The sequence below is a fragment of the Fictibacillus nanhaiensis genome (assembly GCF_042686385.1).
Classification (GTDB): Bacteria; Bacillota; Bacilli; order Bacillales; family Fictibacillaceae; genus Fictibacillus; species Fictibacillus nanhaiensis.
Genome location: NZ_JBHUPF010000006.1, coordinates 2,139,828 through 2,165,609, shown reverse-complemented (window position 1 = coordinate 2,165,609; position 25,782 = coordinate 2,139,828). Strand labels below are relative to the sequence as shown.

The following is a 25,782-nucleotide window of genomic DNA, read 5'->3' as shown; positions in this document are numbered from 1 at the left end:
AAGAGGTGTTGTGAATGACAAACGGTGTTGATAAACAGATCTCGCTTGAAAGTGCTTCTGCTTATTTTCATAACGGTATGTCACTTATGATCGGCGGTTTTGGAGGAGTTGGGGCTCCTCCAACTCTAGTTAATCTCATCTTAGAAAAAGATATTAAAGACATTTTTCTGATAAGTAACGATACCGGGTTTCCTTGGATCGGACCAGGTAAGCTGATCACAGAAAAACGGGTAAAAAAATTGATCGCCTCTCATATCGGCTCAAACCCTGAAGCAGGTAAACAGATGCAAGAAGGTTCGTTAAAAGTAGAATTTGTTCCTCAGGGAACTCTTGCTGAAAAAATAAGAGCTGGTGGTATGGGGCTGGGTGGTATTTTAGTAGATGTTGGTCTAGGAACGGTTGTTGGAGCTAACAAGGACAAAGTCACTGTTGGTAACAAAGAATATATGATCGAACCAGCTTTAACAGCTGATGTAGCGCTCGTTTATGCGAAAAAAGCAGATCGATATGGAAACCTGATCTATGATAAAAGCGCTCGAAATACGAATCCACTCGTAGCTACAGCAGGACAGATAACGATCGCAGAAGTAGAAGAGATCGTTCCGGTAGGTTCCCTTGATCCGGAAGAAATCGTCACGCCAGGTGTCTTTGTTGACTATATCATTCAGAGTAAAGGAGTGGACTGGAAATGGGTCTGGGAATTGAAACAAGGCACAGGATCGCAAGAAGGGCAGCCCTCGAAATAAAAAAAGGTATGATCGTTAACCTTGGTATCGGTATTCCCACGCTTGTTGCAGATTATATTGAACAAGATCTACATATCATGCTGCACACGGAGAACGGTATCTTAGGCATGGGTGGGTCACCACAACCTGGAACTGAAGATGGTAACCTATCAAATGCTGGAGGATATCCAGTTTCTATCCAGCCAGGAGCTTCTTACTTTGACAGCGCCACAGCTTTCGGAATCATTAGAAAGGGATTGCTTGATGTAACGATTTTAGGTGCACTTGAAGTGAGTGAACGAGGTGACATTGCCAATTGGATCGTCCCTGGAAAACGTGTTCCTGGAATGGGTGGAGCGATCGACCTGGCACAAAAAGCAAAAAAAGTCATCATTTTAATGAACCATACAGATAAGTATGGAAATCCAAAGATTGTGAGTAACTGTTCTCTTCCACTTACAGTGAGGGAAGGTGCAGACATGATCATTACGGAGAAAGCCGTTTTTCACTGTGAAGAGGGGAAACTCTATCTTCGTGAGATCATGAGTCCTTATACGGTAGAAGATGTGATCCAAACAACAGGAGCTTCTATCGTTGTAGATGAACAGATCTCTGTTTTTCAATGAGATGTTAGGGAGGAGAAACATGTTAGTTAAAGAAAAACTCTCAAACTGGTTGATGAAGGAACAAGAAATCGCCATTCATTTTTTACAAAAAACGGTTCAAGAAGCGAGCACGACTGGAAATGAAACGGGTGTACAAAAGTTGATCGCCCAAAAACTCGAGGAAATCGGACTTGAGGTCGATATGTGGTATCCGGATGGTGAGGAGTTAGCGAAGCATCCTAACTTTTGTGCGAGCCGGACAGATTTCAGTACGAGTCCTAATGTTGTTGGGATATGGCGAGGAAAAGGTAACGGGCGTTCACTTGTTCTAAACGGTCATGTGGATGTCGTCCCAGAAGGTGATTTGAACCAATGGAACGATCATCCTTACAGTGGAAAAATAATAGATGGTAAACTTTACGGCAGAGGGTCAACAGATATGAAAGGTGGAAACCTCTCCCTTTTGCTTGCCATTCAAGCACTGAAAGAAACAGGGGTCCAATTACAAGGCGATTTATACTTTCATAGTGTCGTAGAAGAAGAGAGTGGTGGTGCAGGAACGCTCGCTGCGGTACTACGCGGATACAAAGCAGATGCAGCCATCATTCCAGAACCTACAAATATGAAGATTTTTCCTGCTCAACAAGGTTCTATGTGGTTTCGCCTTACAGTAAAAGGGAAAGCCGCACACGGTGGAACTCGATATGAAGGTGTTAGTGCTATCGAAAAAGCGGTAGTCGTACTAGATGCTATTAAACAATTGGAAACGATCCGAAATGATAGAGTGACAGATCCTCTATACAAGGATATTCCGATCCCGGTTCCGATCAACGTAGGAAAGATTTCTGGAGGAAACTGGCCATCATCTGTTCCAGATACAGTTGAGATCGAAGGGAGGATCGGCGTTGCTCCTAATGAAACGTTGGAAGAAGTAAAAAATGAACTTCAGGAGCACCTATCAAAGGTTTCAGATCCATGGTTAGAAGAGCATGGGATCTCTGTAGAATGGTTCGGTGCACAGTGGTTGCCAGGTTTGATTGAAACTGAGCATCCGCTCATGAACATGCTCTCTAAAAATTTTGAAGATGTAACCGGAGATCGGCCTATCATTGAAGCGTCACCTTGGGGAACAGATGGCGGCTTGTTATCTCATGTTGGTGACACTCCTTCGATCGTGTTCGGGCCAGGAGTTACAGGGGTCGCACATTATCCGAACGAATATATTGAGATTTCTAAGATCATGGAAGCTGCTGAAATCATAGCTTTAACGATCTATGACTGGTGTGGAGGCGAGAATGGATGAAGAAATCAGAAGAGTTGTTAAAACGAAAAGAGTTGAACGTCCCAAGAGGTCCGTTTAATACAGTTTTAAATTTTGTAGATCATGCGAGCGGAAGTACGATGGTTGATGTTGACGGAAACGAATATATCGATTTTGCTGGAGCGATCGGAACGTTAAACGTTGGTCATTGTCCACCCAGGGTAGTAGAAGCACTTAAGAACCAAGTGGAAAAATACATCCACCCATGTTTTCACGTCATGATGTACGAACCGTACGTTCAACTTGCGGAAAAACTGAACGAGATCACACCTGGAGACCATCATAAGAAAACGTTCTTTTTAAACAGTGGTGCAGAAGCTGTAGAAAACGCTGTTAAGATCGCAAGAAAATATACGGGAAGAAAAGCGATCATCTCATTTGAACGTGGATTTCACGGCAGAACGCTGCTCGCCATGAGTTTAACAAGCAAAGTGAAACCATACAAATTTGAGTTCGGGCCCTTTGCACCCGAAACATATAAGATGCCATATCCTTATTATTATCGTGAAGACCGGAATGTTGAGGAAACGGATAAAGCGATCTTAAAAAAATTCGAAGACTTTTTCTTAGGTGAAGTTCCACCGGAGGAAATTGCAGCGATCATCTTTGAACCTGTTCAAGGAGAAGGAGGATTCGTAATTCCTTCGAAAACGTTTGTAAATGGACTTCGCGAGATCTGTGATAAATACAATATCCTCTTAATCGCTGATGAGATTCAAACTGGATTCGGCCGTACGGGAAAAATGTTCGCGATGGAACATTTTGAGGTAGTTCCAGATCTTATGACGATGTCCAAATCGATAGCTGCTGGACTACCGATATCAGCTGTAACGGGCAGATCGGAAATCATGGATGCACCCGCTCCGGGCGAGATCGGGGGTACCTATGGAGGAAGTCCATTAGGATGTGTTGCGGCACTAGAAGTCATCTCAATGATAGAAGAAGAAGGTTTGTTAACCAGAGCGAATCAGATCGGTGAAAGAATTACTGAGACTTTCTTAAAATGGAGAGATCAGTACGAATTTGTCGGGGATGTTCGAGGAATAGGGGCTATGTGCGCGCTTGAAATCGTGAAAGACAAAGTCACGAAAACACCAGATCCTGATCGAGCGAAGAAAATCATCGCACTTTGTAATCAAAATGGCGTAGCCATCATGGGGGCTGGTCTTTATAGCAACGTGATTCGGATCCTCTCACCACTTGTAATCTCTGATGAACAACTCATTAAAGGGTTGCACGTCATCGAGGAACAGCTTAATAAGATAAACGAAATGGTATCGTCTTAACAGATTCGGTAACCTCGTCTCAATAGAGACGAGGTTATTTTATGATTTCATGAGCATTTTCAAAATAATGGATTTTTCCCAAGTGAAAATTCGGAAAATTATGCTAATATGTTGGTATAGAGGTCAAAGGGGCTGTAAGACTTGCAAATCATTAAAAAATTATTGATCGGTTCTGTTTTAATTGGAGGATTCGTCGTTTATACACAATACGAAAAAAGTGCTGAACCAACTTGGACGGTAAATGCGGAACAATTTTTGGTGGTAGACTCATTTAAAGATGGAATGAAGAGAGAATATATCAAGTTCGCTGAATTAGAAATCATGGATAAATACGGTTTTCTTAAAGACGTAAACAAGACTTTAACACTCAAAGATTCCTATCGGACGTTAAAGATTGAAAAACTTTGGAACATGAATGGACGCATGTATGTTTTATACAGTGTGGATGTAAAAGAGAGAGACAAGGACGAATATGATATTCCGCGTCTTTCTGTTAAAAACATGCGGTTTCAAACAAAAGAAGGTGAGGAGCTCGTTCTCAAAGCAGGGGAAGAAATGGTGCAGCCTGGAACAAGGGACGAAGGATTCGTGTATAAGCACCGTTTATACCGCTCCATGATGTTGATGCCAAGTATGTTTGATTCTTCAGAGAACGATTGGTCGATCGTATCAAATGCTAATGTCGTTCGGCTGCAGGACCTTACGATCTCCTCAAAAGACAAAGGGGTAGACTCGATTCAAGATATTGCGTTAACGATGCCTGACGAAGATCCTTATACGAAAGTTTTGAAAAGTGAACCGATCGATCAAACAATTACATATGAAGACAACAAAAAAGTAAAGATAAAATCCATTGAGGCCTTACTTTATGAACAGAGACTGAGCGTAGAAATTCCAGATGATGAAGATTTGATCGGATTTGCTAGCAAAAACCACACACTACATGATAGACCTACAAGAACATATGGAATTCTAGGAGCCAAGAAAAATGGTTATTACATTCCCATTTATGATATGCCTGAAGAAACGAATGAGAAGAAAGAAAAAACTCTCACTTTTACTTCTTCTGTACATAAAGATCCTCGTTCTTTCTCTTGGACAATTCCTAAGAAAGACATACAAACGTTTTTAACGAATAAAAATCAACCGGTTTTAAAGAACCAAGAAATAGTAAGAATGAATGATACAGTAATACGCTATGAAGGTATCGCTCTTTTTGAAGAGAGCTCTAGAATCAAGTTAAGCTTAACAACTGACACGGATCAACAGCTAAATCATCTGCGTTTGATTCCTGACCATTATTATAGTGATGCTGAAGTATCTGATGATTACGAACGGGTGTATAAAAACAACATCATTTCGATCTCAGATGAGAAGAAAATGAGAATCAATAACTTCGAATTACTTAGTTCAGAAGAAGAAAATAAAAGCACCTACTATATTACGTTTTATAACAAAGAAGAGATGGGAAACGGTGAGATGAAACCGATCTTGATTCCTGAGAGTGACTTGACCATTACTTTATCAAACCTCTCTTATTTAAAGCCTCTTAAAAATCCGGTGGATATCCCATTCAAGAACATCATGATTATGAATTGATAAAATGAATAAAGGAGATAGGTTTTTTGAGCAACAAGCGAAATAAGATCCTCATTGGACTGATATTATTAATTGGATTTGTACTATACACGCAATATGAAAAAAGCGCTGAACCGACGTGGAAAATAAACGAAGAAAATTTTGTTGTGATGAACAACTGGGAAGAACTCATGGATCGAGAGAAATCAAAATTCAGCGACCTAAAGTTTGCTGATCATTTCAAGTTATTAAGAAACAGCCATGTATCTATTCCGTTAGCGAATAATCAACGAACGTTTCAAGTCGAACGAATCTATGATTTTGGACAACAACTCTATATACTCTACAGTGTTGACCTGGTTGAAAGGGATAAAGAAGAAAGTGATGTCCCCCGGTTATCATTTAATCAAGTTGAGCTCACATCCAAAGAAGGAAACAAGTTTACTTTTCCGATCGATCTATACGAAGGAGAAGGTGCGATCGGTGGAGTAGTGTACAAACATAAGCTATACCGTTCCATGATGATACATGCTCAATACGATAACGTTAAAACAGATGAAGAGTGGAAAGAGGTCTTTAGCAGTGAGACCCTAGATTTTCTTAATCCAACATTCACTTCAAATAACGGAAAGGTTACGATCGATCACTTAACTTTTAAAGTCAAGCCTCATCATGTTTTTGAAATACCTCCTGTTCTGGCGACAGAAACCATTGATAGATCTCTGCAGCTTTACAACAACGAAAAAATTCAATTAGACCAGTTTGAAGTCTATCAAATGGGTGCACGAATCAAGATAGATTCTAACATTAATAAAGATCTTGTTTCTTTATTTGGAACAATTGAGGGTGGGCAGAATCAGTATACCCTCAATTCAGATATTACGGGAGAAGAAGTGACAGGTTATTTTATGGAAACGTATTTTGCTTTAGATGAACTTCTTAATATGAAACAAGCAGATTCATTAAAGATGTCGTTGACACACTCGATTCATAGAACGAATAAGTCGTATTCCTTTTCTGTCCCTAAACAAGATATTGAGAAATTTGTAAAAGACCCAAAAGCAGATGTGACAAAAAATCATGTGATCGCGAACGATAAAGATTATAAGGTTATATTTAAAGGGATCACAAATGATATTTCAAGTGATCAAAAAGGTATAGAGTTTTCTATAGAGAGCAAAACAGGAAAAATCGCACAAGAAGAATATCTTTATTTTCAACCAAACGTTAGTGAGAATAGAATTCCAAACGAAGAACGTTTTATGAATAACCTCGTCACGATTAAAAATTCATCAGGGAAGGCACTGCAAAATTTTGATGTGATGCAAACCTTCGATAATGAACAGCCTGGATTTTTGTTGATCTTTCATGAAGGACTGCCGAAGGATGACCTCACCGTTACCCTTTCAAGATTAACACAAGTTTATCCATTAAAAGAAAAGGTAGAAGTTCCTTTAAAGCTTCCTACAGCAAACAAAAAATAAAAAAAAGACTGCCGAAATGGATAAACGGCAGTCTTTTCTCTACGCTCTCGGATTACTTTGAGCACGTTTGATGTACATCTCTTCTTCTCCAACTATGCCGCATGCGCCGCACTGGATCAATCGTTCAGAACCTTTATACGGAAGATGGAACATATCTAACTCACCATCTTCATATTGTTGAACCACATCACCAGTGGATGGATCTAGCTTAACCGCTACAGGATTCTGTTCGATCACGTTAAAACGCGTTCGGTTCGTCTTACAGTTTGGACATAAATAAGGATTTGCCATTTTTAGAAACCCTCCTTTTTTAGTCTTAAGTTAACCAATCAAGGAAAAATTATGTAAGTTATATTTTTATATCATTGAGCCATAGTAAGAAAAAGGAGGGATACAATTATGGGTAAACAGAAAAAAGCTAATGCTAATGCACAGCGAAATAACAACGTGAAAGAGAACGGTGCAGAAAACCAAACCGAATTTGCGTCTTATGCTGAAATGGAAGTTGAAAAGATGCATCATGGCAAAAAAACAAAATGATTTTACTTCTTAACAAACTGGTAGTATAATAAAAATCTGCGATGTTCGTGGCTTTTCCATGTCTTTAACCTATGTGCTAATGACGGGAATCCAATATGATCTGTCAGACAGTCAAGCCTTGCTTTCGACTTGGAAGGCTGTAACGGCAGCTGCGGATACCCACCTGAGAGATCAGGTTCCAAAGGCATATAAAGTCACGGCAGAGCGGATTTACTTAAACGACAACAAGCGTATTTTACATCACATGTAAAATGCGCTTTTTTCATAACATATTTCTACCGGGGGACACAAGAAGATGGAAAAGAAAGAAGTTTTACTATTAATCGATGGATTCAATCTGCTCAGCAGATGTTATTTCGCGACAGCTTATGGAAAAGAAATGCACGATCTTCCTCGAAACTCTAAAGGGCAGTTCACGAATGCCATACGCGTGACCATTCAAAAACTGCTTATGCTCGTACGAGATCATGAGCCTTCTCACATTGTCGTTGCTTGGGATGTTAAACGTGACGAAACACTACGGAGAGAGAAGTTCGCTGATTATAAGGGAACACGAAACGAACTACCCGAGCCGCTTATTCAGCAATTTGAAACACTCGTTCAACTTTTTGATAATATTGGAATTACTCAGCTTACAATTCCTAGATATGAAGCAGATGACATCATAGGTACTCTTGCACACCGTTGGCGAAACGAACGTGACGGAGAATGTATCATCTACAGCAACGATCGGGATCTATTGCAGCTTCTTTGCGAAAAAACTTCACAGCTTATTACAGTGAAAAGAGATGAGCTGAAATATACGCTCACTCATTTTCAAGAGGAGTATGGCATCACACCTTCACAGTGGATCGATGTAAAAGCTTTATTAGGTGATAAGAGTGATAATATTCCTGGAGTAGCGGGAGTCGGTGATAAAGCTGCACTTCCACTCATCCAACAGTATGGTGCTGTGGAATCAATTTATGAAAATTTTGAGAATCTAGATCCTAGATACAAGAGGTATTTAAAAAAACTCGAAGCAGGTCGCGAGATGGCTGTTCTTAGTAAAGATCTCTGTACGATTTTTACAGATGTTCCAGAAGTAGTCGACAGAGATTTAGAAGAATGCCGATATATTCTAGATAAACAGATGGTTCGAAGTGCTTTAGAAGAATTAGAGATTCAAATAAGAGTGGGTTAAGTAAGATCCCACTCTTTTTGTTTTCGTTTTATGAAATCCTTATTGAACCGTATTTCAGATAATATCATACCAAGTAAAATTAACCCGCATCCTAACAATGATTTTGAACCGAGTCGTTCATTGAGCATGATGTAAGCCGTAAGTGCCGCAAAAACAGGTTCCATCGCAAAGATCAAAGCTACTCTTGCGGGTGTTGTAAATGATTGAAAATGTGTTTGAGCCAAAAAAGCTAGAGCCGTTGCAAAGAATGATGTGATCAAGAGAGCATTGATAACTTCCGGCTGTAGAACCAAATTAATTTTGAACATCTGCTGATAATCCTCAATCATGAGTGCGGTAATGAAACTGAATGTGGCAACGGTCAACAGTTGGATAACAGTTAAACTTATAGCGTTAAAGGATACTGCAAATTTCCCTGTGAACACGATATGAAGAGCAAATGAAATGGCACATAATAACACATAACCATCGCCAACGTTCAACGAGAGGCTGTTGTGTATCGTTAGTAAGTATAAACCGATTACAGCTAATAAAGAACTAATACCTACTTGCCAATTCAGTTTGTTCTTTAACAATAAATAACTGAACAAAGGGACCAAGACAACACTTAATCCTGTGATGAATCCAGCTTTTGAAGAAGTGGTGTATAACAATCCGACAGTTTGAAATCCATATCCTAAAAATAGCCAAAAACCAAGAATGATACCACTAACCCATATTCTTTTATCAGTAAAATGCCTGAGTGACGAGCGGTTAAACAAGAAGATAATCAGCAATAATGTTATAGCGGCAATAATAAAACGCACGCTATTAAATGAATAGGGTTCTAAGAATGCGATTGCTTTTTGTACGATTACGAATGTCGAACCCCAGATCAAGGCGACAAGGAGTAAATTGAAGTCGGCAAACCAAGTCTTTTTAAACATCAGACGGTCTCTTGTTTAATTGAATAGCTTGTCGTGCTAGTTCATCTGCGATCTTGTTTTGTTTTGAGGGTATCCATTTGATAAAAAACAAATCCAATTTCTCTGAAAGATCGATAGCTACTTCTAACATTTTTGTATACCGTTTATCTTTTGCATATTTTTTATCCATCGCGCTCTCAACTGCTTGTGAGTCTGTGCGGAACGATACGATTCTCCAATTATTTTCAATACATAATTCTAAGCCATGAATAAGAGCTCTAAATTCCGCTTCATGGTTACTCATCGTGCCGATTGGAAAACGATACGAATGTGTAGTGCCGTTTCCGACTTTTACATATACGCCAGCTCCGGAAAGTCCAGGATCCCCTGCACTTGCACCATCAATGTATATTTCTATCAATTCTGTCTCTCCTCTATAAGAATATATTCGTATTATAAAGGACTTTATTAAAAACAAAAAGGAGATTACTATGAACTTCTCAATAGAGTATATGTATAAACATCCGAAGTCACCCTTTAAGATTCGATTTGTTTCTGATCCTATGTCTTTAACAGAGGCCCTTTTTACGGCAACGGATATAGAAAAGACTGGAAGAGTTTCTGAGATGGTCTTTATCGATACGAAGGGTGTAACGTGGACGAAAAAAGAGCTCACCAAACTAACACAAGTGAAAAAAGAAGAACCAAAAGAGATCTCTATCTATTTCGATGGAGGGTTTAAGACAGAGACGGGTACGAGTGGGCAAGGTATCATCATTCATTTCTCTCAAAACGGGATTACTTATCGTCTTAAAAAGAACGCGAGTCTAACACACCTCGAATCCAATAATGAATCTGAGTATGCAGCACTATGGTTGGCTGTAAAAGAACTCGAAGAACTTGGTGTCCAATATGAAGAAGTTCTCATTCAAGGAGATTCGAAAGTTGTGATAGAGCAATTAAAAGGGGAATGGCCATGTTACGAATCAAACCTCCAAAAGTGGGCAGAGAAAATCGAAACACTATTGAAGAAGCTTCAGATCGAACCTGTTTATGAATGGGTGGCTAGAAACAAGAACAAAGAGGCAGATCATCTCGTAACACAAGCATTAAACGGAAAGATCATACAAGCGAAGAAAGAAGTCATTGATAATTCTTAAACATAACTGGTACAATTTACTAGAATCTTTTGATTTTGGGGTTGAGGTAGACATGAACGAGAACGTTCTAGACGATTATATAGCACTATTAGCTTCAAAGGGATTTCGTCTTAGTGAAGGAGACCTGCATTTTGTAGACTTTGGAAAGCATTACACAGATGCAAGTGAACCTCAAGTAAAAATTGCATTAGAAGTTACATTAATAAAACAACGATCGTTTGATGGAAGTTACTTTATCGCCATATTAGAGTCTTTGGTCAACGAGAATATCACCTCAAAGAAAAAAGCGTATGAACTACTTGATCAGCTACAAAACAACAATGAGAGAAAACATTCTTATACAGTGGGGTAAATATGAAAGAGAAGATGATCGAACAGACAGAGACGTTTGTAAAAGATAAGTTAAAAGATGATAGCAGTGGCCATGATTGGTATCACATCTATCGTGTTAAGAAATTGGCTTTGAACATTGCAGAAAAAGAAGGGGCAGATTCTTTTGTTTGTGTGATGGCGGCACTTCTTCATGACATAGCAGATGAAAAAATCGCAGGAACGGAAGAAGAGGGTCTTCGAGAAGTCAGAAATTGGTTAGAGTCTATTTTTGTAGAGGAACCATACATCAAGCACATATTATCCATCATCTCTTCGATGTCATTTAAAGGTGGTAGCGGAGTAGAGATGGAATCGATAGAGGGTAAAGTCGTACAGGATGCAGACCGCTTAGATGCGATCGGAGCGATTGGAATCGGAAGAACATTCGCTTATTCTGGTGCGAAGGGGCAATTGATGTATGATCCTGAGATACCGGTTCGAGAGACGATGACAAAAGAGCAATATCGCAATCAAAAAAGTACAGCTATTAATCACTTTTACGAGAAATTATTAAAATTAAAGCATGGGATGAATACTCCTTATGCAAAAAAACTAGCGAATGACCGGCATGCCTTTCTAGAAAACTTTTTAGAGCAATTTTTTGAAGAGTGGGAAGGCAGAAAGTGAGTAAGTTTTCTATGAAAGTAGTTGATTTCCACTCCAGGTTGCTCGCTTTCCATGGGGCGAACGGTGAGCCTCCTGCCACTACGTGCCATTAGGAGTCTCCACCTGACCGCTCGTCCCATAGGAGTCGGCAACCTTGCACTCCAATCAACTTTCATAGGAAGAGAAAAAACATCCAAACAACATTCTTAGTTTAGTTTGGAAGAAGATTTACTCATGTTATTTTAAAGTGAATAATCCGCATTAAAAAAAGGCCAAAATAATGGCCTTTTAGTTGCATATCAACAGCCTTTAATTTATTTTAACACTCTTCTGCTGGTCGAGGTCCAGCGTCTAATCCTTCTGAAGTTACAGTAAGAACAGGATTGATCGATGCATCTTCACTTACACAGATCTGGCAAGATAATCTTACATTTCCTGATAAGCCCTTTGTAGCGATGATATTCGCTTCATTTTCTCCGATCGGACCTAGGTCTCCTGACAAAACTTCCACTCGGCATGTCGTACATTTCGCTTTGCCTCCACAGCGGTGAAGGATGTCAATTCCGTTGTCTTCAAGTGCATTTACAAGTTTTTTACCGTTCTCAATCTCATATGTACCAAATCCGCGCACATCAATTCTTGCCATTTTACCTGCCTCCTTAAAATAAACACTTAGTATTTCTTTCCATTCTTATTATACGATAACCTTCTACCAAGTAAACTACATGTTTAGAAGTTGTAATAGAAAAACTAATCGCATCACATACTTGTTTCATATACAATAGAGAGTGGAGTCAATTTATTATGATGGAGGGTTAAATCAACATGCTAGAAAAGCTTACGTTCAAGAGTGATATCGAGATTGCCCAATCAGCGAAAATGCTGCGAATCGAAGAAATTGTAGGACAACTAGGAATTGAAGAAGATGATTGGGAACCTTATGGAAGATACAAAGGAAAGCTCTCATTAGATCTGTTTCAAAAGCTTCAGAATGTTGAAGACGGAAAAGTAGTCTTAGTAACAGCAATCAGTCCAACACCAGCGGGAGAAGGGAAGTCTACCGTAACTGTGGGGCTTGGACAAGCACTCAATCGTGTTGGAAAGAAAACGATTATCGCTTTACGTGAACCATCACTTGGTCCTAGCATGGGTATTAAAGGTGGTGCGGCAGGTGGAGGGTATTCTCAAGTGATGCCGATGGAAGATATCAATCTTCACTTTACAGGAGACCTTCATGCTATTACAACGGCTAACAACGCATTAGCCGCATTGATCGATAACCATATTCACCAAGGAAATGAATTGAACATAGATCCACGTCGAATTGTATGGAAACGTGCGTTAGATATGAATGATCGAGCATTAAGAAAGATTGTTATAGGCTTAGGTGGACCTGTTCAAGGTGTTCCACGAGAAGACGGATTTGATATTACGGTAGCATCAGAAGTCATGGCGATCTTCTGTTTGGCTAACGATCTAGAAGATTTGAAGATAAGACTTTCTAAGATGGTTGTGGCGTTTGATTATGACAACCAACCTATAACAGCAGGTCATCTGAATGCTCAAGGTGCACTTACATTACTATTAAAAGATGCGATTCGCCCGAATATCGTACAAACTTTAGAAAACACGCCAGCACTTGTTCATGGTGGGCCGTTCGCGAACATTGCACACGGATGTAACAGTGTTATCGCGACCAAGTTAGCATCAAAGCTCGGTGAGATGGTCGTAACAGAAGCAGGGTTTGGTGCTGATCTTGGAGCGGAGAAGTTTTTAGACATTAAGGCGAGATATGCGGGTATCAAACCAAGTGCAGTTGTTATTGTTGCTACAGTAAGAGCGCTTAAGATGCATGGTGGTCTAGCAAAAGAATATTTGAAGAATCCTGATTTAGAAGCACTTCAAAAAGGTATGCCAAACCTCGAGAAACATTTAGAAACGTTAAAAGAATTTGGTGTTCCCGTAGTGGTAGCCATCAATAAATTTGTAACTGACACGGACGAAGAAGTTGCATTCATAAAAGAGTGGTGCGACTCAAGAGGTATTGCTGCTGAAGAAGCTGATGTTTGGGCAAAAGGCGGACAAGGTGGAGAAGCATTAGCGAAAAGAGTGTTAGAAACGATCGAAACCGAAGAGAATAAGTACAAGCCTCTGTATGAACTAAATGTGTCTTTACAAGAAAAAATAGAGACGATCTGTAAGAAAGTATATGGTGCAGGAGAAGTACAGTTCTCACCAAAAGCAGTAAAACAAATGAAACAGTTTACTGATTTTGGATGGGATCAGTTGCCGATCTGTATGGCTAAAACTCAATATTCGTTCTCTGATGATCCTAAAAAACTTGGTCGTCCAAAGAACTTTACGATTACGATCAGAGAACTAAAACCATCAATCGGTGCAGGGTTTATCGTTGCCCTTACAGGCGATGTGATGACGATGCCAGGACTCCCTAAAGTACCTGCAGCAAACAACATGGATGTATCAGAAGACGGAAAAGCAGTAGGACTATTTTAAGAAATAGTGTAAAGTATCCATATAAACTGCTATACTTCTGTAGGAGGGATGCATATGAAACCATTACAACTTTCAGCTGACACGGCGGTAAAATTAGCAAAGGAGCTAAACGTACCACTCGAACAGCTGATGCATATGCCTCAGCATATATTGGTGAAAAAGCTGATGGAATTGGAAGCATCCAAAGAAAATAAGGATGAATAATTAAGAACGAGAAGGCGAAAACCTACTATGTAGGTTTTTTCTTTTTTTTCTTAATCTATCTTTTAAAAAAAGGAATGAAAATATGGAAACAAAAAAACCTGGTTTAGTGTATACACTTAAAGTGGCACGAGTTTCTGATCTTGGTTATGTGTTAGATCTTGAAGACGGGAAAGAAGTACTTTTACATCGTTCTGAAGCAAAAAGTAAGCATGAAGAAGGTAATAGCATAGAAGTCTTCTTATACCAAGATCATGAAGGAAGACTTGCTGCGACCGAAACGATTCCAAAAGTTCGTTTGGATTCATTAGCTTGGCTAGAAGTTGCTGGAGTGAACCGTAAGTTAGGAGTATTTCTTCATATCGGCATTAAGAAAGATATCCTCTTATCAAAAGACGATCTTCCTGAATCATGGGACGAATGGCCGCATCTTGGTGATCGTTTATATTCAGGTATGAAGCTGGATAAAAAAGGCCGTATCTTTGCTGACTTAGCTACAGAAGAAGAGATGGTAGAACAAGCGGAAGCGGCAACAGAAGAAATGTTTAATCAACAAACATCAGGATATGTCTACAAGATCAATGAAGCTGGTGTACTTCTGTTTACGGAGTCAGGGCACATCGGATTCATTCATAACGACGAATTGAAGGTGAAACCGCGGCTTGGGCAGAAGCTTGGAGCTCGTGTTGCATTCGTTCGAGAAGATGGAAGAATGAACTTGTCGATGAGAGCCAGAAAAGAGATTGCATATAGCGAGGATTCCGAACGCATCTATCAATACTTAAGAGAAAATAAAGGGCAGATGCCTCTAACAGACAAGTCATCTCCCGAAGAGATCAAAGAGACTTTTCAGATGAGTAAAGCTGCGTTCAAAAGAGCTCTCGGTAAGCTGATGAAAGAAGAAAAAATCATTCAAGAAGATGGAAAGACTTTTCTTCAAATTTAAGGAAAAGAACCTGATTTTCACATCAGGTTCTTTTTTCTTTCCTTTAAACTTTTTTAGACCATGCAACCTCAGGATTTGCAACGTACTTCATTGGGTAAAATAAGCGTAGAGAAAGGTGGAGTCACTTTGAAAAGAAATCTAGGTTTTTGGGTTTTAACAGCGCTTGTAGTAGGAAATATGGTAGGATCGGGTATTTTCATGTTACCACGATCATTAGCTGAAGTAGCAAGTCCATCTGGTGTATTAACAGCCTGGTTGATCACAGGTTTTGGTGTATTGATGACAGCTCTTGTTTTCGGAAACTTATCTTTAAGAAAACCAGAATTAAATGGAGGACCTCAAAACTATGCGAAGGCTTTGTTCAAAGAGGATTCACAATCTTCATTAGTAGCAGGGTACCTTGTAAGCTGGGGATATTGGGTGGCTAACTGGTCAGGTAACGTTGCGATCATCACTACGTTTGCCAGTTATCTTTCAACTTTTTTTCCTGTTATGACGAACAAAACCATTTTATTTACCGTGTTGGGGACTTCTGTACGAGTAGGGGGAGTCATCACTTTTATTATCTGTTCGGTTCTTCTGTGGAGCGTACATTATTTAATCCTTAACGGTATCGAGGGAGCAGGAAAGGTGAATTTTATTGCTACTTTGGCTAAAGTTTTAGGATTCTTATTATTTATACTAGCTTGTCTATTTGCATTCCAAAGTAGCAATCTTGTTCCTTTTTATGAACCAATTGAGAGTGAAGGCGGTGTGACTACAGGTTTCCTATCTCAAATAAATAACGCTGCGATCGCAACACTTTGGGCGTTTGTAGGAGTTGAATCGGCTGTTGTCTTCGCGACCCGTGCCAAAAAGAAGAGCGATGTAAAAAAAGCGACCATCCTTGGGTTGATCATTGCACTTGCTTTGTATCTAAGTATTACCTTGTTAGTCATGGGAACTTTGAATCAAGAAGAATTGATCAATTCTCAAAAACCACTTGTTGATTCGTTGATGGCAGCTATCGGACCATCAGGCAGTATGATCATGGCTGTATTAGGAGTGGTCTCCTTATTAGGAGCAACAGTAGGGTGGGTTTTACTTTCAGCCGAAGTGCCGTTTCAGGCAGCACAGCAGAGAATGTTTATTAAGAACTTTTTAAAAGAAAACGATAAAGGAGCACCTGTTTTCTCTCTTTGGATCACTAACCTATGTACACAACTATTCTTGTTTTCTGTTATTTCTCAGTCTATGGCATCGGCGTTTGATTTTATGATATTTATTGCAACACTGGCTTTTCTCGTTCCGTATTTGTTTGCGTCTCTTTATCAGTTGAAACTCGTTTTGAGAGGAGAAACGTATGAGAAATCGGGTAGAAGCCGAACGACCGATGGAATCATAGCTGCCATAGCAGCTATCTATTCGTTCTGGGTCATCTATGCAGGAACGGCAGACCTCAAAACCTTTTTGTTCGGGATCGCATTACTTGCATCTGGAATCTTGTTTTACCCCTTTGTTCCAAAACCATCTGAATCCATCAAAAAACCGGCTGATTAATAATAGCCGGTTTTTTATAGCTCAGTTTTCTAAATGATTGTTGCCTTTAAGTCTTTTTTATTCCCTTCTTTGACTTTTGATTTGAAGTGGAGGATGCGAGACTCTAGGCTAGTACAGGCAGGCAGTCCGAAAACTCGTTCAGGTTTTATCTTCATGCTCCTTTTCGAAGGCCAGACCCCGTATTTGCTTTTACTAAAATTTCATTAAACTTATCAACGTCTGATGGTTTGAAAAGCATCGTTCCGATAAAAGCTCCTAGGAAGCCAAGTGGTATGGAGACAATTCCTGGGTTAGCTAGTGGAAAGATCGCTTCGCCAGTAAGAATAGCTGCTCCTTCTACAGGAGACCAAACACTAGGTGAAATCATAACTAAAACAAGTGAACTTATGAGTCCGACTAACATTCCCGTTACGGCGCCCGCAGTATTAAAGCGCTTCCAAAAGATCGTTAAAAGAATGATAGGAAGGTTTGCACTAGCTGCTACGGCAAAAGCGAGAGATACTAAGAAAGCTACATTTAATTTTTGTGCGAATAAGGCTAGTATGATAGAGATGAACGCTACACCTACTGAAGCCCATTTCGCGGCTTTCATCTGTTCTTTCTCTGACGCATGACCTTTTCTGATGATGTGTGTATAAAAGTCATGAGCAAAAGCAGAAGCAGCTGACAAAACCAACCCAGCTACTACGGCTAGAATGGTTGCGAACGCCACGGCTGAAACAAATGCAAATAAAAATTCTCCTCCGAGTACCTCAGCTAACAGTGGAGCTGCCATATTTCCAGCAGCATTTGCAGCAACAATCTGATCTTGACCTACAAAAGCTGCAGCACCAAAACCTAAAAAGATCGTCATGATATAGAACGCTCCGATCAGCCAAGTAGCATAAACAACCGATTTTCTTGCAGTTGGGGCATCTTTTACCGTAAAGAAACGGATAAGTATATGTGGTAGACCGGCTGTTCCCAAGACAAGTGCTAAGTTTAAGGAGATCGTATCAAGCGGATCCTTGAACTTATTACCGGGGTTCAAAAACGATTCTCCTAGTGGTGTTGCACTTTTTACTTGATTGAACATCTCAGTAAAACTAAAACCAAACTTAGCAAACACCATGACAGAAATAATGAACGTACCAAGCATCAATAGAATCGCTTTTACGATTTGTACCCATGATGTAGCAGTCATACCGCCGAACACTACATAGACCGTCATCAACACACCTACGATAAGTACAGAATATATGTACTCAATACCTAATAAAAGTTTGATGAGAGCACCAGCACCTACTAATTGAGCGACCATGTAAAAGGTGGAGATCGCCATCGTATTTAGTGCTGCCACACCGCGAACCTTCTTATCATTAAATCTAGCAGCGATCATATCAGCCATCGTATACTTTCCTAGATTCCGAAGAGGCTCAGCTACTAAGAAAAGAACAACAAGATATGCCACAAGAAAGCCGATGCTATAAAAGAAACCATCAAATCCTGATAGTGCGATCGTCCCTGCGATTCCTAGGAATGAAGCGGCTGACATATAGTCTCCTGCAATGGCAAGGCCATTCTGCATTCCGGTCAATCCGCCATCGGCTGTGTAGAAGTCACTTGTTGTTTTTGTTTTCTTAGAGGCAAAATAGGTAATGACTAAAGTAAGAGCAACGATTCCTAAAAACAAAGAAAATGCTGTACCGTTCATGAAGAAGCCTCCTTGTCCATATCAGCTATGACTTTTTCAGCGAGTTCATCAAAGCGCTTGGCTCGTTTCGTATAGATCATACACAGAGCCCACGTCATGATGAACTGAGCGAAAGCAAAGATCCATGCCCACGTGATATCGCCGATCGCTCTCTGATTCAAAACATCTGTGTAAGCAGTTAGGATAGGAAGGCTAAAATAAAACAGTAAAAAAAACACGGTCATGGGTATGATGAAACGTTTTTTTTCAGTCATTAATTGCTGAAATTGGTTCGTGTTCACGATTTCGCTGTACCTTGAGTGTTCAAAATTTTGCTGTTTTTTAGGTAACAATGCATTTCCTCCTCTTATTTAATTGAGTGAAGTAAGTCTTCTACACCTCCTTTTACTGAATAATCTATATTTTCTGATAATAAAATCAACTTCTATTATATACGGAGTAACGGTATGATTCAACGGGAATCATTCTTGAAGTTAGAAGGATTTAATGGGATGATTTGCGTATTATTAAATAAGGGCAAAAACAGGAGAGAGGTGTATACATCATGAGTCTTGTCTTAGTGAAACTTGGAATGTCAGCATTTTTCGGGTTGATCATCGGTATTGAGAGGGAGTTGAAAAATAAACCCGTTGGTCTTAAAACGAGCCTTGTTATCTCCATAAGCAGTTGTTTGCTCACGATCGTTAGCATAGAATCTGCTAGACAGTTTTCACTTCTAACCGGTCAGACGGTCATGGACCCTATGCGATTAGCAGCTCAGATCGTAAGTGGGATCGGTTTTCTTGGAGCAGGTGTAATTTTAAGACGGAGTAACGATGTCATTTCAGGACTAACTACCGCAGCTATGATATGGGGAGCATCTGGATTAGGAATTGCTGCCGGAGCTGGTTTCTATAAAGAGGCAGCTGCAGGTGCTTTTTTAATTCTAATTAGTGTTGAACTGATTCCTTTAATCATGAAATGGATCGGTCCAAAAGCATTAAGGCAGATTGATATTAAATTAAAATTAGTCGTTAACCCGGACACGATCATGAGTGATGTGATGAAAGAGATCAATGAGTTAAAAGTTAAGATCGTAAATGTTCGAATAAAGGATCTTGATAACGACTATAAAAAAATGGAGATGGCAGCATCCATCTATGAAAAAAGGTATACAACAGATCTCTATGATGATGTAAAAAAGATTGAGGGTATCCGTAGTGTGGAGATTGAAACTCTTGGTTGATATAGGAATGATGATTGTTTTCTGCAAAAGAGGTTGTCGCCTCTTGTAAACAGATAAGGATGCGAAAGAGGTATCGTCCACTCTACACATGTAATAACTTAGGAAACAAGAAGGGTGACGATTTATTGTCACCCTTTTTGTTAATAGCGTATTAAGTTCTTGTCGTGAGCATTGTTCTTATAATAGTGCACCATGGAACCTACATACTCATCGAACGGCCGACATTGTATCCCTGATTTCTCTAGATCTTGAAGAAGTTGAGAAGTATCATATATGGCATCATGAGAAAAATAGGAAAGAGTTTCAAATGGTACACCTAACCATTTGGAAACGTGTGAAATGGCTAAGCACTGTTCAGCTATTCTCCTGTTCAACGTCCAGCTAGGTTTTTTTCCTAGAAGCTCTTGGCATAAAAGAGTGTATGCTTTCTGGATAGAGGGTGAGTCAGGACTAAGTACATGATATGTTTTGGATTTTCCAACAGTATCATGCATGAGAAACACGGTAGCTTCTATAATGAAATCAACAGGAACAAGATGGATCTTCGACGACGTTTTACCGATATAGGGAATGGGAAACTTAGATAAACGCTTCATGAATTGCATCATAAAATAAGGACCGTCAAACTTGAGCGTTTCTCCTGTTTGAGAGTCACCCACAATGATACCAGGTCGTATGATCGTGATCGGAAGTTCATGCATCTTTTCACGGACTTTCTTTTCTGCCTCGTGTTTGGTCTGTTCATAATAATTACGAAATCCACTAGGCATACTTAAGTCGTTTTCCATGATCAATCCTTTTTTATCTCCAGAAACATAAGCTGTACTGAAATAACAAAAGCGCTGTATGTTCGCACATTTTTCTACAAACGTTAAAACGTTTTTAGTACCGACCACATTGCATTGATATGCTGGTTCAAAAGCAACAGTGAGATCATAAAGAGCTGCAAGATGTACACAATGTGTAACACGTTCATATAGATCTTCAATCGTTTGAGGAGATAGGCCGAGTTCTTGTTTTGTAATATCTCCTTCGACTAGATGAACGTTTCCGGTACGTGATCTTAATTTTTTTTCTGCGATTTCTCGCTCATGCTTTAAGATCAATAAATAAATGGTAGAAGAGGGATATTCGTTTTGAAGAGCACTTACAAGCTTTGAAGCTATAAATCCTGGGTAACCGGTGATAAAATAAGTATGGTTCATCCATATACACCTCAGCTCAAGATTAGATAAGTTTACTAGTAAGAGAAAGGACCGTAACACATGAATTTAAAAACAGTTATTGTTGCAGGCTCAAGCGGATTAGTAGGACAAGAAGTGGTAAAGCAATTATTGACTGATCCACAGTGTAAAGAGATCATCTTGCTAGTTAGAAAGTCATCGGGAATAAAACATGATAAGATTAAAGAGGTGATATTTGATTTTACTTCATCTGATTACAGCATAGAACGAACATATGCGGATGTTATGTTCATCTGTATAGGTACGACGATGAATAAAGTAAAGTCAAAAAAAGCCTTTGAAGACGTAGATCTACATATTCCGGTAAAATTAGGAAAACTAGCTCACAAGTTAAATATACAACATGTTTCTGTTATTTCGGCTATGGGTGCTCATGAAAAGTCCACATTTTTTTATAATCGTGTAAAGGGGAATATGGAGTCTCAGTTGATTTCAATGAGATTACCATCTTTGACGATTGTGAGACCTTCACTATTGCTCGGAGATCGAGAGGAATTCAGGTTCGGAGAAAGATTGGCCGAAAAACTTTATAAAGTACTTCCATTCATCTACCCTAGTAAATACGAGCCGGTAGAATCCAGTTCAGTTGCAAAAGCTATGATAAGAGCCGCTTTTGAAACCAACAATGAATCCGTAAAAATTATAGAGAACAAGAGGATACACGAGATAAGTAAAACAATTTAAAAAGTTAGTCTGTATACGTTATAATAACATGGTATGTAAATGAATCGTTTTCAGGAGGAATAGATTATGAATGCTTATGAAGAATATATGAAACAGATGGCTCAGCCGATGAGAGACGAACTGACGCGTGCTGGTTTTGAAGAATTAAAAACACCGGAAGAAGTTAATTATTTCATGCAGGAGTCAGAAGGTACAGCACTTGTTGTGATCAACTCGGTCTGTGGTTGTGCTGCTGGTCTTGCTCGTCCGGTCGCTGTTGCATCTCTTAACCATTCCGTAAAACCTGACCAGTTTGTAACGGTTTTTGCTGGTCAAGATAAAGAAGCGACAGCTCAAATGAGAGAATTCTTTGGGGAGATCCCACCATCTTCTCCTTCGATGGCTGTTTTAAAGGACGGAAAAGTCGTTCATTTTATCCATCGTCATAACATTGAGAACCATGCTCCTGAAGAGATTCTTGAGAATCTTCTTGGAGCTTATGATGCGCATTGTTAATTCGCTACGCCTAGAATTATGAATTCTTGGTTATTAAGAAAGAGAGAAGCTGATCTGCTTCTCTCTTTCTTTTTTAGAATATGATGACTTAATGAGATGAAGATGATGAAGATGATGAAGAAGATGAAGATTCGTCACAGTCATGTTCTTCTTCTTTACAATGAAACGCAGTAGCACCGATAATGATCAACAGGATGAATAGGACAACAATGATTAAAAAGCCGCAACCGTGTCCATAGCCACCATAGCCTCCACCATATTCACCATGATGAATCGGCATGTTTGCTACCGGCTTCATGTTAATGTTCATATTGTCACCATAAGGCATATTCATTTTTTTATTTTCCATTTCAGTCCCTCCAAATATTTAAGTCTAGGTCAACGTCACATTACACCATATGACCGAATCAACTAAACGGACACGGACAAATGCGGAGTTTTTAGTGAAATCGCCTGTACTTTTTTAGGAGAAGAGCCTATTTTTCGATTTTTATAAAAAAACATCTTGAAAAAAGGGCAATATGATTACTTGTCCTTTTAAAAAAAGTAAAGGATTTAAGGTCAAAAAAAAGAACCGCTCTTAAAAAAGAACGATCCTTAAATCCATTTCACTTTAGGCTCTGTTTTTTTAGCGATCCTTACAATATTTTGTCTATGTCTATAGATTAAAAGCAAAGTAAATCCGATCAAAATATACGTTGTCAGCCAATCACCAGCTATGAAAAAGCTAAGAACTACTGAGCCGACTCCAGCCATGATAGACGACAGTGAAACGTATTTACTTATGTATAGTGTCAAAAAGAATGTGAACAAGACGAGTACAAACAATAATGGTTGAGCGAATAATAGTACACCGCCAGATGTAGCAACAGCTTTGCCGCCTTTAAATCTTGCGAAAACCGGATAACAATGCCCAATTACAGCGGGAACTCCTGCAATGAGTGGATGAAGATCAACATCCAATAATATGGGTAAGCTTGCAGCTAACGTTCCTTTTAAAACATCTGCTGCTGAAACAATAAAACCGGCTATTTTTCCTAAAGTTCTAAATGTGTTCGTACCGCCTAAGTTACCGCTTCCATGTTCTCTGATGTCAATGCCATATCCTATTTTTCCAACTAATAGTGCAAAGGGGATCGAGCCAAGTAAATAAGAAAGTAAAAGAATAATAATGATTTCAAACATATGAACACCCCTTAATGATGAGACTAGCTATTATTTATTATAGGATATAATGTTTCGTTTTCCCACAATTACTTTAAAAAAACGGCCTCCCTTAAGAAAGGGCGCCGCTTCGATTCTTCTCTTTTCTTTTTATGAAAGGCATCCACCAGTTCCAGTCTCCAAGCAGTTTCATGAGAGACGGAACGAAGATCATCCTTACGATCGTGGCATCGATAAATATGGCAAGAGCAATAGCGATACCAATCTGCTTGACAGGCATGACGTTTGTGAAAGCAAATGAGCCTGTGATTACAATCATGATCGCTGCGGCAGATGTAATGATCTTAGATGTAGAAGTTAATCCAAGTAGAGTAGCACGATCATTATCACCAATCTCTTCGTATATCTCTTGAATCCTAGAGATCAAGAAGACTTCGTAGTCCATACTAAGTCCAAAAACGATTCCAAAAGTAAAAACGGGAATCATCAATCCAATATCAACAGGTTCCATGATGACACCGCTTTGGAAGATCCAAACGAGGATTCCAAAAGTAGCGGACAAACTCAGCATGTTCATAAAGATCGCTTTTACCGGAATAAATACAGAACGGAATGCGATCATGAGAATGAAGAGTGTTGTTATAAGAACGATAGCTAAGCCGTATGGAGCCTTTTCGATGATCTCATCGAAAATTTCTTGATTAAACTTCGTAACGCCACCTATAGTGATGGACAGTCCTTCATGTTCTTTTTCCCATTTTTTGACGAACTGTTTCGCCTTATCACCTGTCACATCTACTGATAGATAAGCTTTAATTACAGCAGTATCGTCATTGATAAAAGGTTTCAGAACAGGAGAGAACTGCTGTTTTCCTTGATCGGTCTGCAGTGCTTGAAAGAGTTCTGAACCAGTTAGCTGGTTGGTGTAGGTAAAAATAGATTCTGTTTTATTTACTTCTTTTTCGTTTTGAAGATCTTCTGTTAGTTGTTCAAGAGCTAAGAGAGAATCTTCATCTTTGAGAAAAGAATTTTTAGATTCGGCAACGATTGTTACAGGATATAACTCATCTTCACCGAATGTTTTTTCAAACTTCTCAAATGCGAGTCTCGATTCATAATCCGGTGGAAGTGCGTCAGCTTCCGGTATGGATAGCTTCATATCTTTCACAGGTGTAACAGATAAGCCTAAAACAAGAGCCGCGATTACAGCCATTATTATAGGGCGTTTCATCACGAATGCTGCAAAGCTATGCCAAACCGATCTATTGTTCTCTTTTGTCTTAAACAATTTCAAAGCGTTCACTCTCTGTCCGAGGACGGCTAACATAGCTGGTAAGAATGTTATGGCATTCAAAACAGAGAGGACTACAACGACCATGCCTCCTATGGCAACGGTCTTGAAAATATCAATATCGATCAAAAGCATCCCAGATAGTCCTAAGAAAACACATAGACCTGAGAACGCGATTGAACGACCAGCTGTTTGTACAGAAATGATGGTAGCTTTCTCAACACCACGATGAAGCTCCTCACGAAAGCGGTTGACGAGAAGAAGAGCGAAATCAATTCCTAATGCAAGTCCGATCATAGGAACAACATTGAGTAAGAAGATGCTCACATTCGTTGTTTGTCCGTAAAAATAAAGAAGACCAAGTGAACTTGCAACCGAGATTAAACCGACTATGATCGGTAAGCCTGCTGCGATCAATCCCCCGAAGGCGAGAAGAAGAATTATTAGAGCAGCAGGTATCCCTATGGCCTCTGCTCTTGCAAGATCATGCTGACTGGCAGTGTTCATATCCTCTGCGATCACAGGTCCGCCAGTTAACGAAACCGAAATTTCTTTTTCGTCAGGCATTCTCTCTCGGATTTGATCGATCGACTTTTTAAGATCTCCAAAACTCTTATCGAATTGAACTGATGCAAAAGAAACGTTATCTTTTATCGTTCTTTCTGGAACCTCATAAGGACTTTGGATGTCTACTACATCGTCGACTCCGTCCATCTTTTCGATCGTGTCCATAACAAATGCCTTATACTCATCGTCTTCAGGAGCGTGTGTTTTAGAATCAAAGACTAGCATCACAGAGGATTTTGGCTGATCAAATTTATCTTGAAGAATGTTTTCTACTTTTGAAAAAGATCCATCCATTTCAAACCCGCTGCCGCTTAAGATCGAAGGGAGTTTGACAGCAAAAAAGCCTAAGAGAATGGTAGTTAGAACCCAAAATGTTATAATAAGCTTACGGAAACGGTATGTAAATTTTCCTAAGGTTTGAAACGATAAACCCTTTTTCATTATTGGAGCCTCC

27 protein-coding genes, 1 other RNA gene and 1 pseudogene are annotated in these 25,782 nt (G+C 39.5%); 19 read left to right on the top strand and 10 right to left on the bottom strand.

All coding sequences use genetic code 11. The annotated features are described in order from the left end of the window. Nucleotides 1-14: 14 nt before the first annotated feature. The 6 genes from ACFS5O_RS14710 to ACFS5O_RS14685 all read left to right on the top strand — a co-directional run bounded on the left by ACFS5O_RS14710 (nucleotide 15) and on the right by ACFS5O_RS14685 (nucleotide 6,999). On the top strand, nucleotides 15-746 hold the full coding sequence (locus ACFS5O_RS14710) for a CoA transferase subunit A (protein ID WP_205726206.1): 732 nt from the start codon (nucleotides 15-17) through the stop codon (nucleotides 744-746). Further along, on the top strand, nucleotides 689-1,351 hold the full coding sequence (locus ACFS5O_RS14705) for a 3-oxoacid CoA-transferase subunit B (RefSeq protein ID WP_205726207.1): 663 nt from the start codon (nucleotides 689-691) through the stop codon (nucleotides 1,349-1,351). The genes ACFS5O_RS14710 and ACFS5O_RS14705 overlap by 58 nt, the downstream gene beginning before the upstream one ends. A gap of 19 nt (nucleotides 1,352-1,370) precedes the next feature. Further along, nucleotides 1,371-2,633, top strand: coding sequence for a peptidase (locus ACFS5O_RS14700; protein WP_205726208.1), 1,263 nt, complete (start codon nucleotides 1,371-1,373; stop codon nucleotides 2,631-2,633). Continuing rightward, nucleotides 2,630-3,937, top strand: a complete 1,308-nt coding sequence (gene gabT / locus ACFS5O_RS14695; protein WP_205726209.1) for a 4-aminobutyrate--2-oxoglutarate transaminase — start codon at nucleotides 2,630-2,632, stop codon at nucleotides 3,935-3,937. Before ACFS5O_RS14700 ends, gabT begins: the two co-directional genes overlap by 4 nt. 141 nt (nucleotides 3,938-4,078) lie before the next feature. Beyond that, nucleotides 4,079-5,536: a hypothetical protein gene (locus tag ACFS5O_RS14690; protein ID WP_205726210.1), complete on the top strand. Its 1,458-nt coding sequence runs from the start codon at nucleotides 4,079-4,081 to the stop codon at nucleotides 5,534-5,536. 26 nt (nucleotides 5,537-5,562) lie between these two features. After that, nucleotides 5,563-6,999, top strand: a complete 1,437-nt coding sequence (locus tag ACFS5O_RS14685; RefSeq protein WP_205726211.1) for a hypothetical protein — start codon at nucleotides 5,563-5,565, stop codon at nucleotides 6,997-6,999. 39 nt (nucleotides 7,000-7,038) lie between these two features. Here ACFS5O_RS14685 and ACFS5O_RS14680 read toward each other — a convergent pair whose 3' ends face one another. Then, a complete protein-coding gene (locus ACFS5O_RS14680; protein WP_066394007.1) occupies nucleotides 7,039-7,290 on the bottom strand; it encodes a DNA alkylation repair protein in 252 nt (83 codons plus the stop codon). A gap of 108 nt (nucleotides 7,291-7,398) precedes the next feature. Here ACFS5O_RS14680 and ACFS5O_RS14675 point away from each other — a divergent pair, with 108 nt between their 5' ends. From ACFS5O_RS14675 to ACFS5O_RS14665, 3 genes are all read left to right on the top strand, one after another. Next, complete coding sequence (locus tag ACFS5O_RS14675) at nucleotides 7,399-7,539, top strand: hypothetical protein (RefSeq protein ID WP_186320522.1); 141 nt, start codon at nucleotides 7,399-7,401, stop codon at nucleotides 7,537-7,539. Nucleotides 7,540-7,569: 30 nt separating this feature from the next. Further along, nucleotides 7,570-7,754, top strand: a non-coding RNA gene (gene ssrS, locus ACFS5O_RS14670) — 6S RNA. Nucleotides 7,755-7,834: 80 nt separating this feature from the next. Beyond that, the gene (locus ACFS5O_RS14665) at nucleotides 7,835-8,722 is read left to right on the top strand and encodes a 5'-3' exonuclease (RefSeq protein WP_205726212.1); all 888 of its coding nucleotides are present in this window, start codon (nucleotides 7,835-7,837) and stop codon (nucleotides 8,720-8,722) included. On the opposite strand, the gene ACFS5O_RS14660 is transcribed toward ACFS5O_RS14665, so the two are convergent. Next, nucleotides 8,719-9,648, bottom strand: coding sequence for a DMT family transporter (locus ACFS5O_RS14660; protein WP_205726213.1), 930 nt, complete (start codon nucleotides 9,646-9,648; stop codon nucleotides 8,719-8,721). The genes ACFS5O_RS14665 and ACFS5O_RS14660 overlap by 4 nt on opposite strands. Continuing rightward, entirely contained in the window at nucleotides 9,641-10,048 is a 408-nt protein-coding gene (locus ACFS5O_RS14655) for a reverse transcriptase-like protein (RefSeq protein WP_205726214.1), read from the bottom strand. Before ACFS5O_RS14655 ends, ACFS5O_RS14660 begins: the two co-directional genes overlap by 8 nt. A gap of 70 nt (nucleotides 10,049-10,118) precedes the next feature. Here ACFS5O_RS14655 and ACFS5O_RS14650 point away from each other — a divergent pair, with 70 nt between their 5' ends. The 3 genes from ACFS5O_RS14650 to ACFS5O_RS14640 are packed head-to-tail and all read left to right on the top strand — an operon-like array spanning nucleotide 10,119 to nucleotide 11,786. Continuing rightward, nucleotides 10,119-10,787: a reverse transcriptase-like protein gene (locus ACFS5O_RS14650; RefSeq protein ID WP_205726215.1), complete on the top strand. Its 669-nt coding sequence runs from the start codon at nucleotides 10,119-10,121 to the stop codon at nucleotides 10,785-10,787. A 52-nt stretch (nucleotides 10,788-10,839) separates the two neighbouring features. Beyond that, on the top strand, nucleotides 10,840-11,139 hold the full coding sequence (locus tag ACFS5O_RS14645) for a DUF6123 family protein (RefSeq protein ID WP_205726216.1): 300 nt from the start codon (nucleotides 10,840-10,842) through the stop codon (nucleotides 11,137-11,139). Nucleotides 11,140-11,141: 2 nt separating this feature from the next. After that, nucleotides 11,142-11,786 (top strand): HD domain-containing protein, encoded by a 645-nt coding sequence (locus tag ACFS5O_RS14640; protein WP_205726217.1) that lies wholly within the window; start codon nucleotides 11,142-11,144, stop codon nucleotides 11,784-11,786. A gap of 298 nt (nucleotides 11,787-12,084) precedes the next feature. On the opposite strand, the gene ACFS5O_RS14635 is transcribed toward ACFS5O_RS14640, so the two are convergent. Further along, nucleotides 12,085-12,411, bottom strand: a complete 327-nt coding sequence (locus tag ACFS5O_RS14635; protein ID WP_066394020.1) for a 2Fe-2S iron-sulfur cluster-binding protein — start codon at nucleotides 12,409-12,411, stop codon at nucleotides 12,085-12,087. A gap of 179 nt (nucleotides 12,412-12,590) precedes the next feature. Here ACFS5O_RS14635 and ACFS5O_RS14630 point away from each other — a divergent pair, with 179 nt between their 5' ends. The 4 genes from ACFS5O_RS14630 (at nucleotide 12,591) to ACFS5O_RS14615 (ending at nucleotide 16,965) form a co-directional block, all read left to right on the top strand. Then, nucleotides 12,591-14,279 carry a formate--tetrahydrofolate ligase gene (locus ACFS5O_RS14630; protein WP_205726218.1) on the top strand — a complete coding sequence of 563 codons (1,689 nt, stop codon included), beginning with the start codon at nucleotides 12,591-12,593 and terminating at the stop codon, nucleotides 14,277-14,279. A gap of 54 nt (nucleotides 14,280-14,333) precedes the next feature. Beyond that, nucleotides 14,334-14,483: a YycC family protein gene (locus ACFS5O_RS14625; RefSeq protein ID WP_205726219.1), complete on the top strand. Its 150-nt coding sequence runs from the start codon at nucleotides 14,334-14,336 to the stop codon at nucleotides 14,481-14,483. Between the two features lie 82 nt (nucleotides 14,484-14,565). Further along, the gene (locus ACFS5O_RS14620) at nucleotides 14,566-15,426 is read left to right on the top strand and encodes a CvfB family protein (RefSeq protein ID WP_205726220.1); all 861 of its coding nucleotides are present in this window, start codon (nucleotides 14,566-14,568) and stop codon (nucleotides 15,424-15,426) included. A 126-nt stretch (nucleotides 15,427-15,552) separates the two neighbouring features. Continuing rightward, a complete protein-coding gene (locus ACFS5O_RS14615; RefSeq protein WP_379839316.1) occupies nucleotides 15,553-16,965 on the top strand; it encodes an amino acid permease in 1,413 nt (470 codons plus the stop codon). Nucleotides 16,966-17,116: 151 nt separating this feature from the next. Here the strand turns inward: ACFS5O_RS14615 and ACFS5O_RS14610 are convergent, their stop codons facing one another. Together ACFS5O_RS14610 and ACFS5O_RS14605 are read right to left on the bottom strand one after the other, a co-directional pair. Continuing rightward, nucleotides 17,117-18,658, bottom strand: coding sequence for a solute symporter family protein (locus ACFS5O_RS14610; RefSeq protein WP_205726222.1), 1,542 nt, complete (start codon nucleotides 18,656-18,658; stop codon nucleotides 17,117-17,119). Continuing rightward, complete coding sequence (locus tag ACFS5O_RS14605) at nucleotides 18,655-18,990, bottom strand: DUF485 domain-containing protein (RefSeq protein WP_205726223.1); 336 nt, start codon at nucleotides 18,988-18,990, stop codon at nucleotides 18,655-18,657. The genes ACFS5O_RS14610 and ACFS5O_RS14605 overlap by 4 nt, the downstream gene beginning before the upstream one ends. Before the next feature lie 212 nt (nucleotides 18,991-19,202). On the opposite strand from ACFS5O_RS14605, the gene ACFS5O_RS14600 reads away from it, so the two are divergent. Further along, complete coding sequence (locus tag ACFS5O_RS14600) at nucleotides 19,203-19,883, top strand: MgtC/SapB family protein (protein ID WP_066394032.1); 681 nt, start codon at nucleotides 19,203-19,205, stop codon at nucleotides 19,881-19,883. Nucleotides 19,884-20,023: 140 nt separating this feature from the next. Here the strand turns inward: ACFS5O_RS14600 and ACFS5O_RS14595 are convergent, their stop codons facing one another. Next, nucleotides 20,024-21,088: an SDR family oxidoreductase gene (locus tag ACFS5O_RS14595; RefSeq protein WP_205726224.1), complete on the bottom strand. Its 1,065-nt coding sequence runs from the start codon at nucleotides 21,086-21,088 to the stop codon at nucleotides 20,024-20,026. Between the two features lie 60 nt (nucleotides 21,089-21,148). Between ACFS5O_RS14595 and ACFS5O_RS14590 the strand changes: the two genes are divergently transcribed. Further along, nucleotides 21,149-21,811 (top strand): NAD(P)H-binding protein, encoded by a 663-nt coding sequence (locus ACFS5O_RS14590; RefSeq protein WP_205726225.1) that lies wholly within the window; start codon nucleotides 21,149-21,151, stop codon nucleotides 21,809-21,811. A 63-nt stretch (nucleotides 21,812-21,874) separates the two neighbouring features. Further along, entirely contained in the window at nucleotides 21,875-22,306 is a 432-nt protein-coding gene (locus ACFS5O_RS14585) for a BrxA/BrxB family bacilliredoxin (protein WP_205727271.1), read from the top strand. 169 nt (nucleotides 22,307-22,475) lie between these two features. On the opposite strand, the pseudogene ACFS5O_RS14580 reads toward ACFS5O_RS14585, so the two are convergent. The 3 genes and pseudogenes from ACFS5O_RS14580 to ACFS5O_RS14570 all read right to left on the bottom strand — a co-directional run. Beyond that, nucleotides 22,476-22,586, bottom strand: a pseudogene (locus ACFS5O_RS14580) (YjcZ family sporulation protein); the annotation flags it as partial. 317 nt (nucleotides 22,587-22,903) lie between these two features. Then, nucleotides 22,904-23,491 (bottom strand): glycerol-3-phosphate 1-O-acyltransferase PlsY, encoded by a 588-nt coding sequence (gene plsY / locus ACFS5O_RS14575; protein ID WP_205726226.1) that lies wholly within the window; start codon nucleotides 23,489-23,491, stop codon nucleotides 22,904-22,906. Nucleotides 23,492-23,582: 91 nt separating this feature from the next. Next, the gene (locus tag ACFS5O_RS14570; protein WP_205726227.1) at nucleotides 23,583-25,769 is read right to left on the bottom strand and encodes an MMPL family transporter; all 2,187 of its coding nucleotides are present in this window, start codon (nucleotides 25,767-25,769) and stop codon (nucleotides 23,583-23,585) included. Between the last annotated feature and the right edge of the window lie 13 nt (nucleotides 25,770-25,782).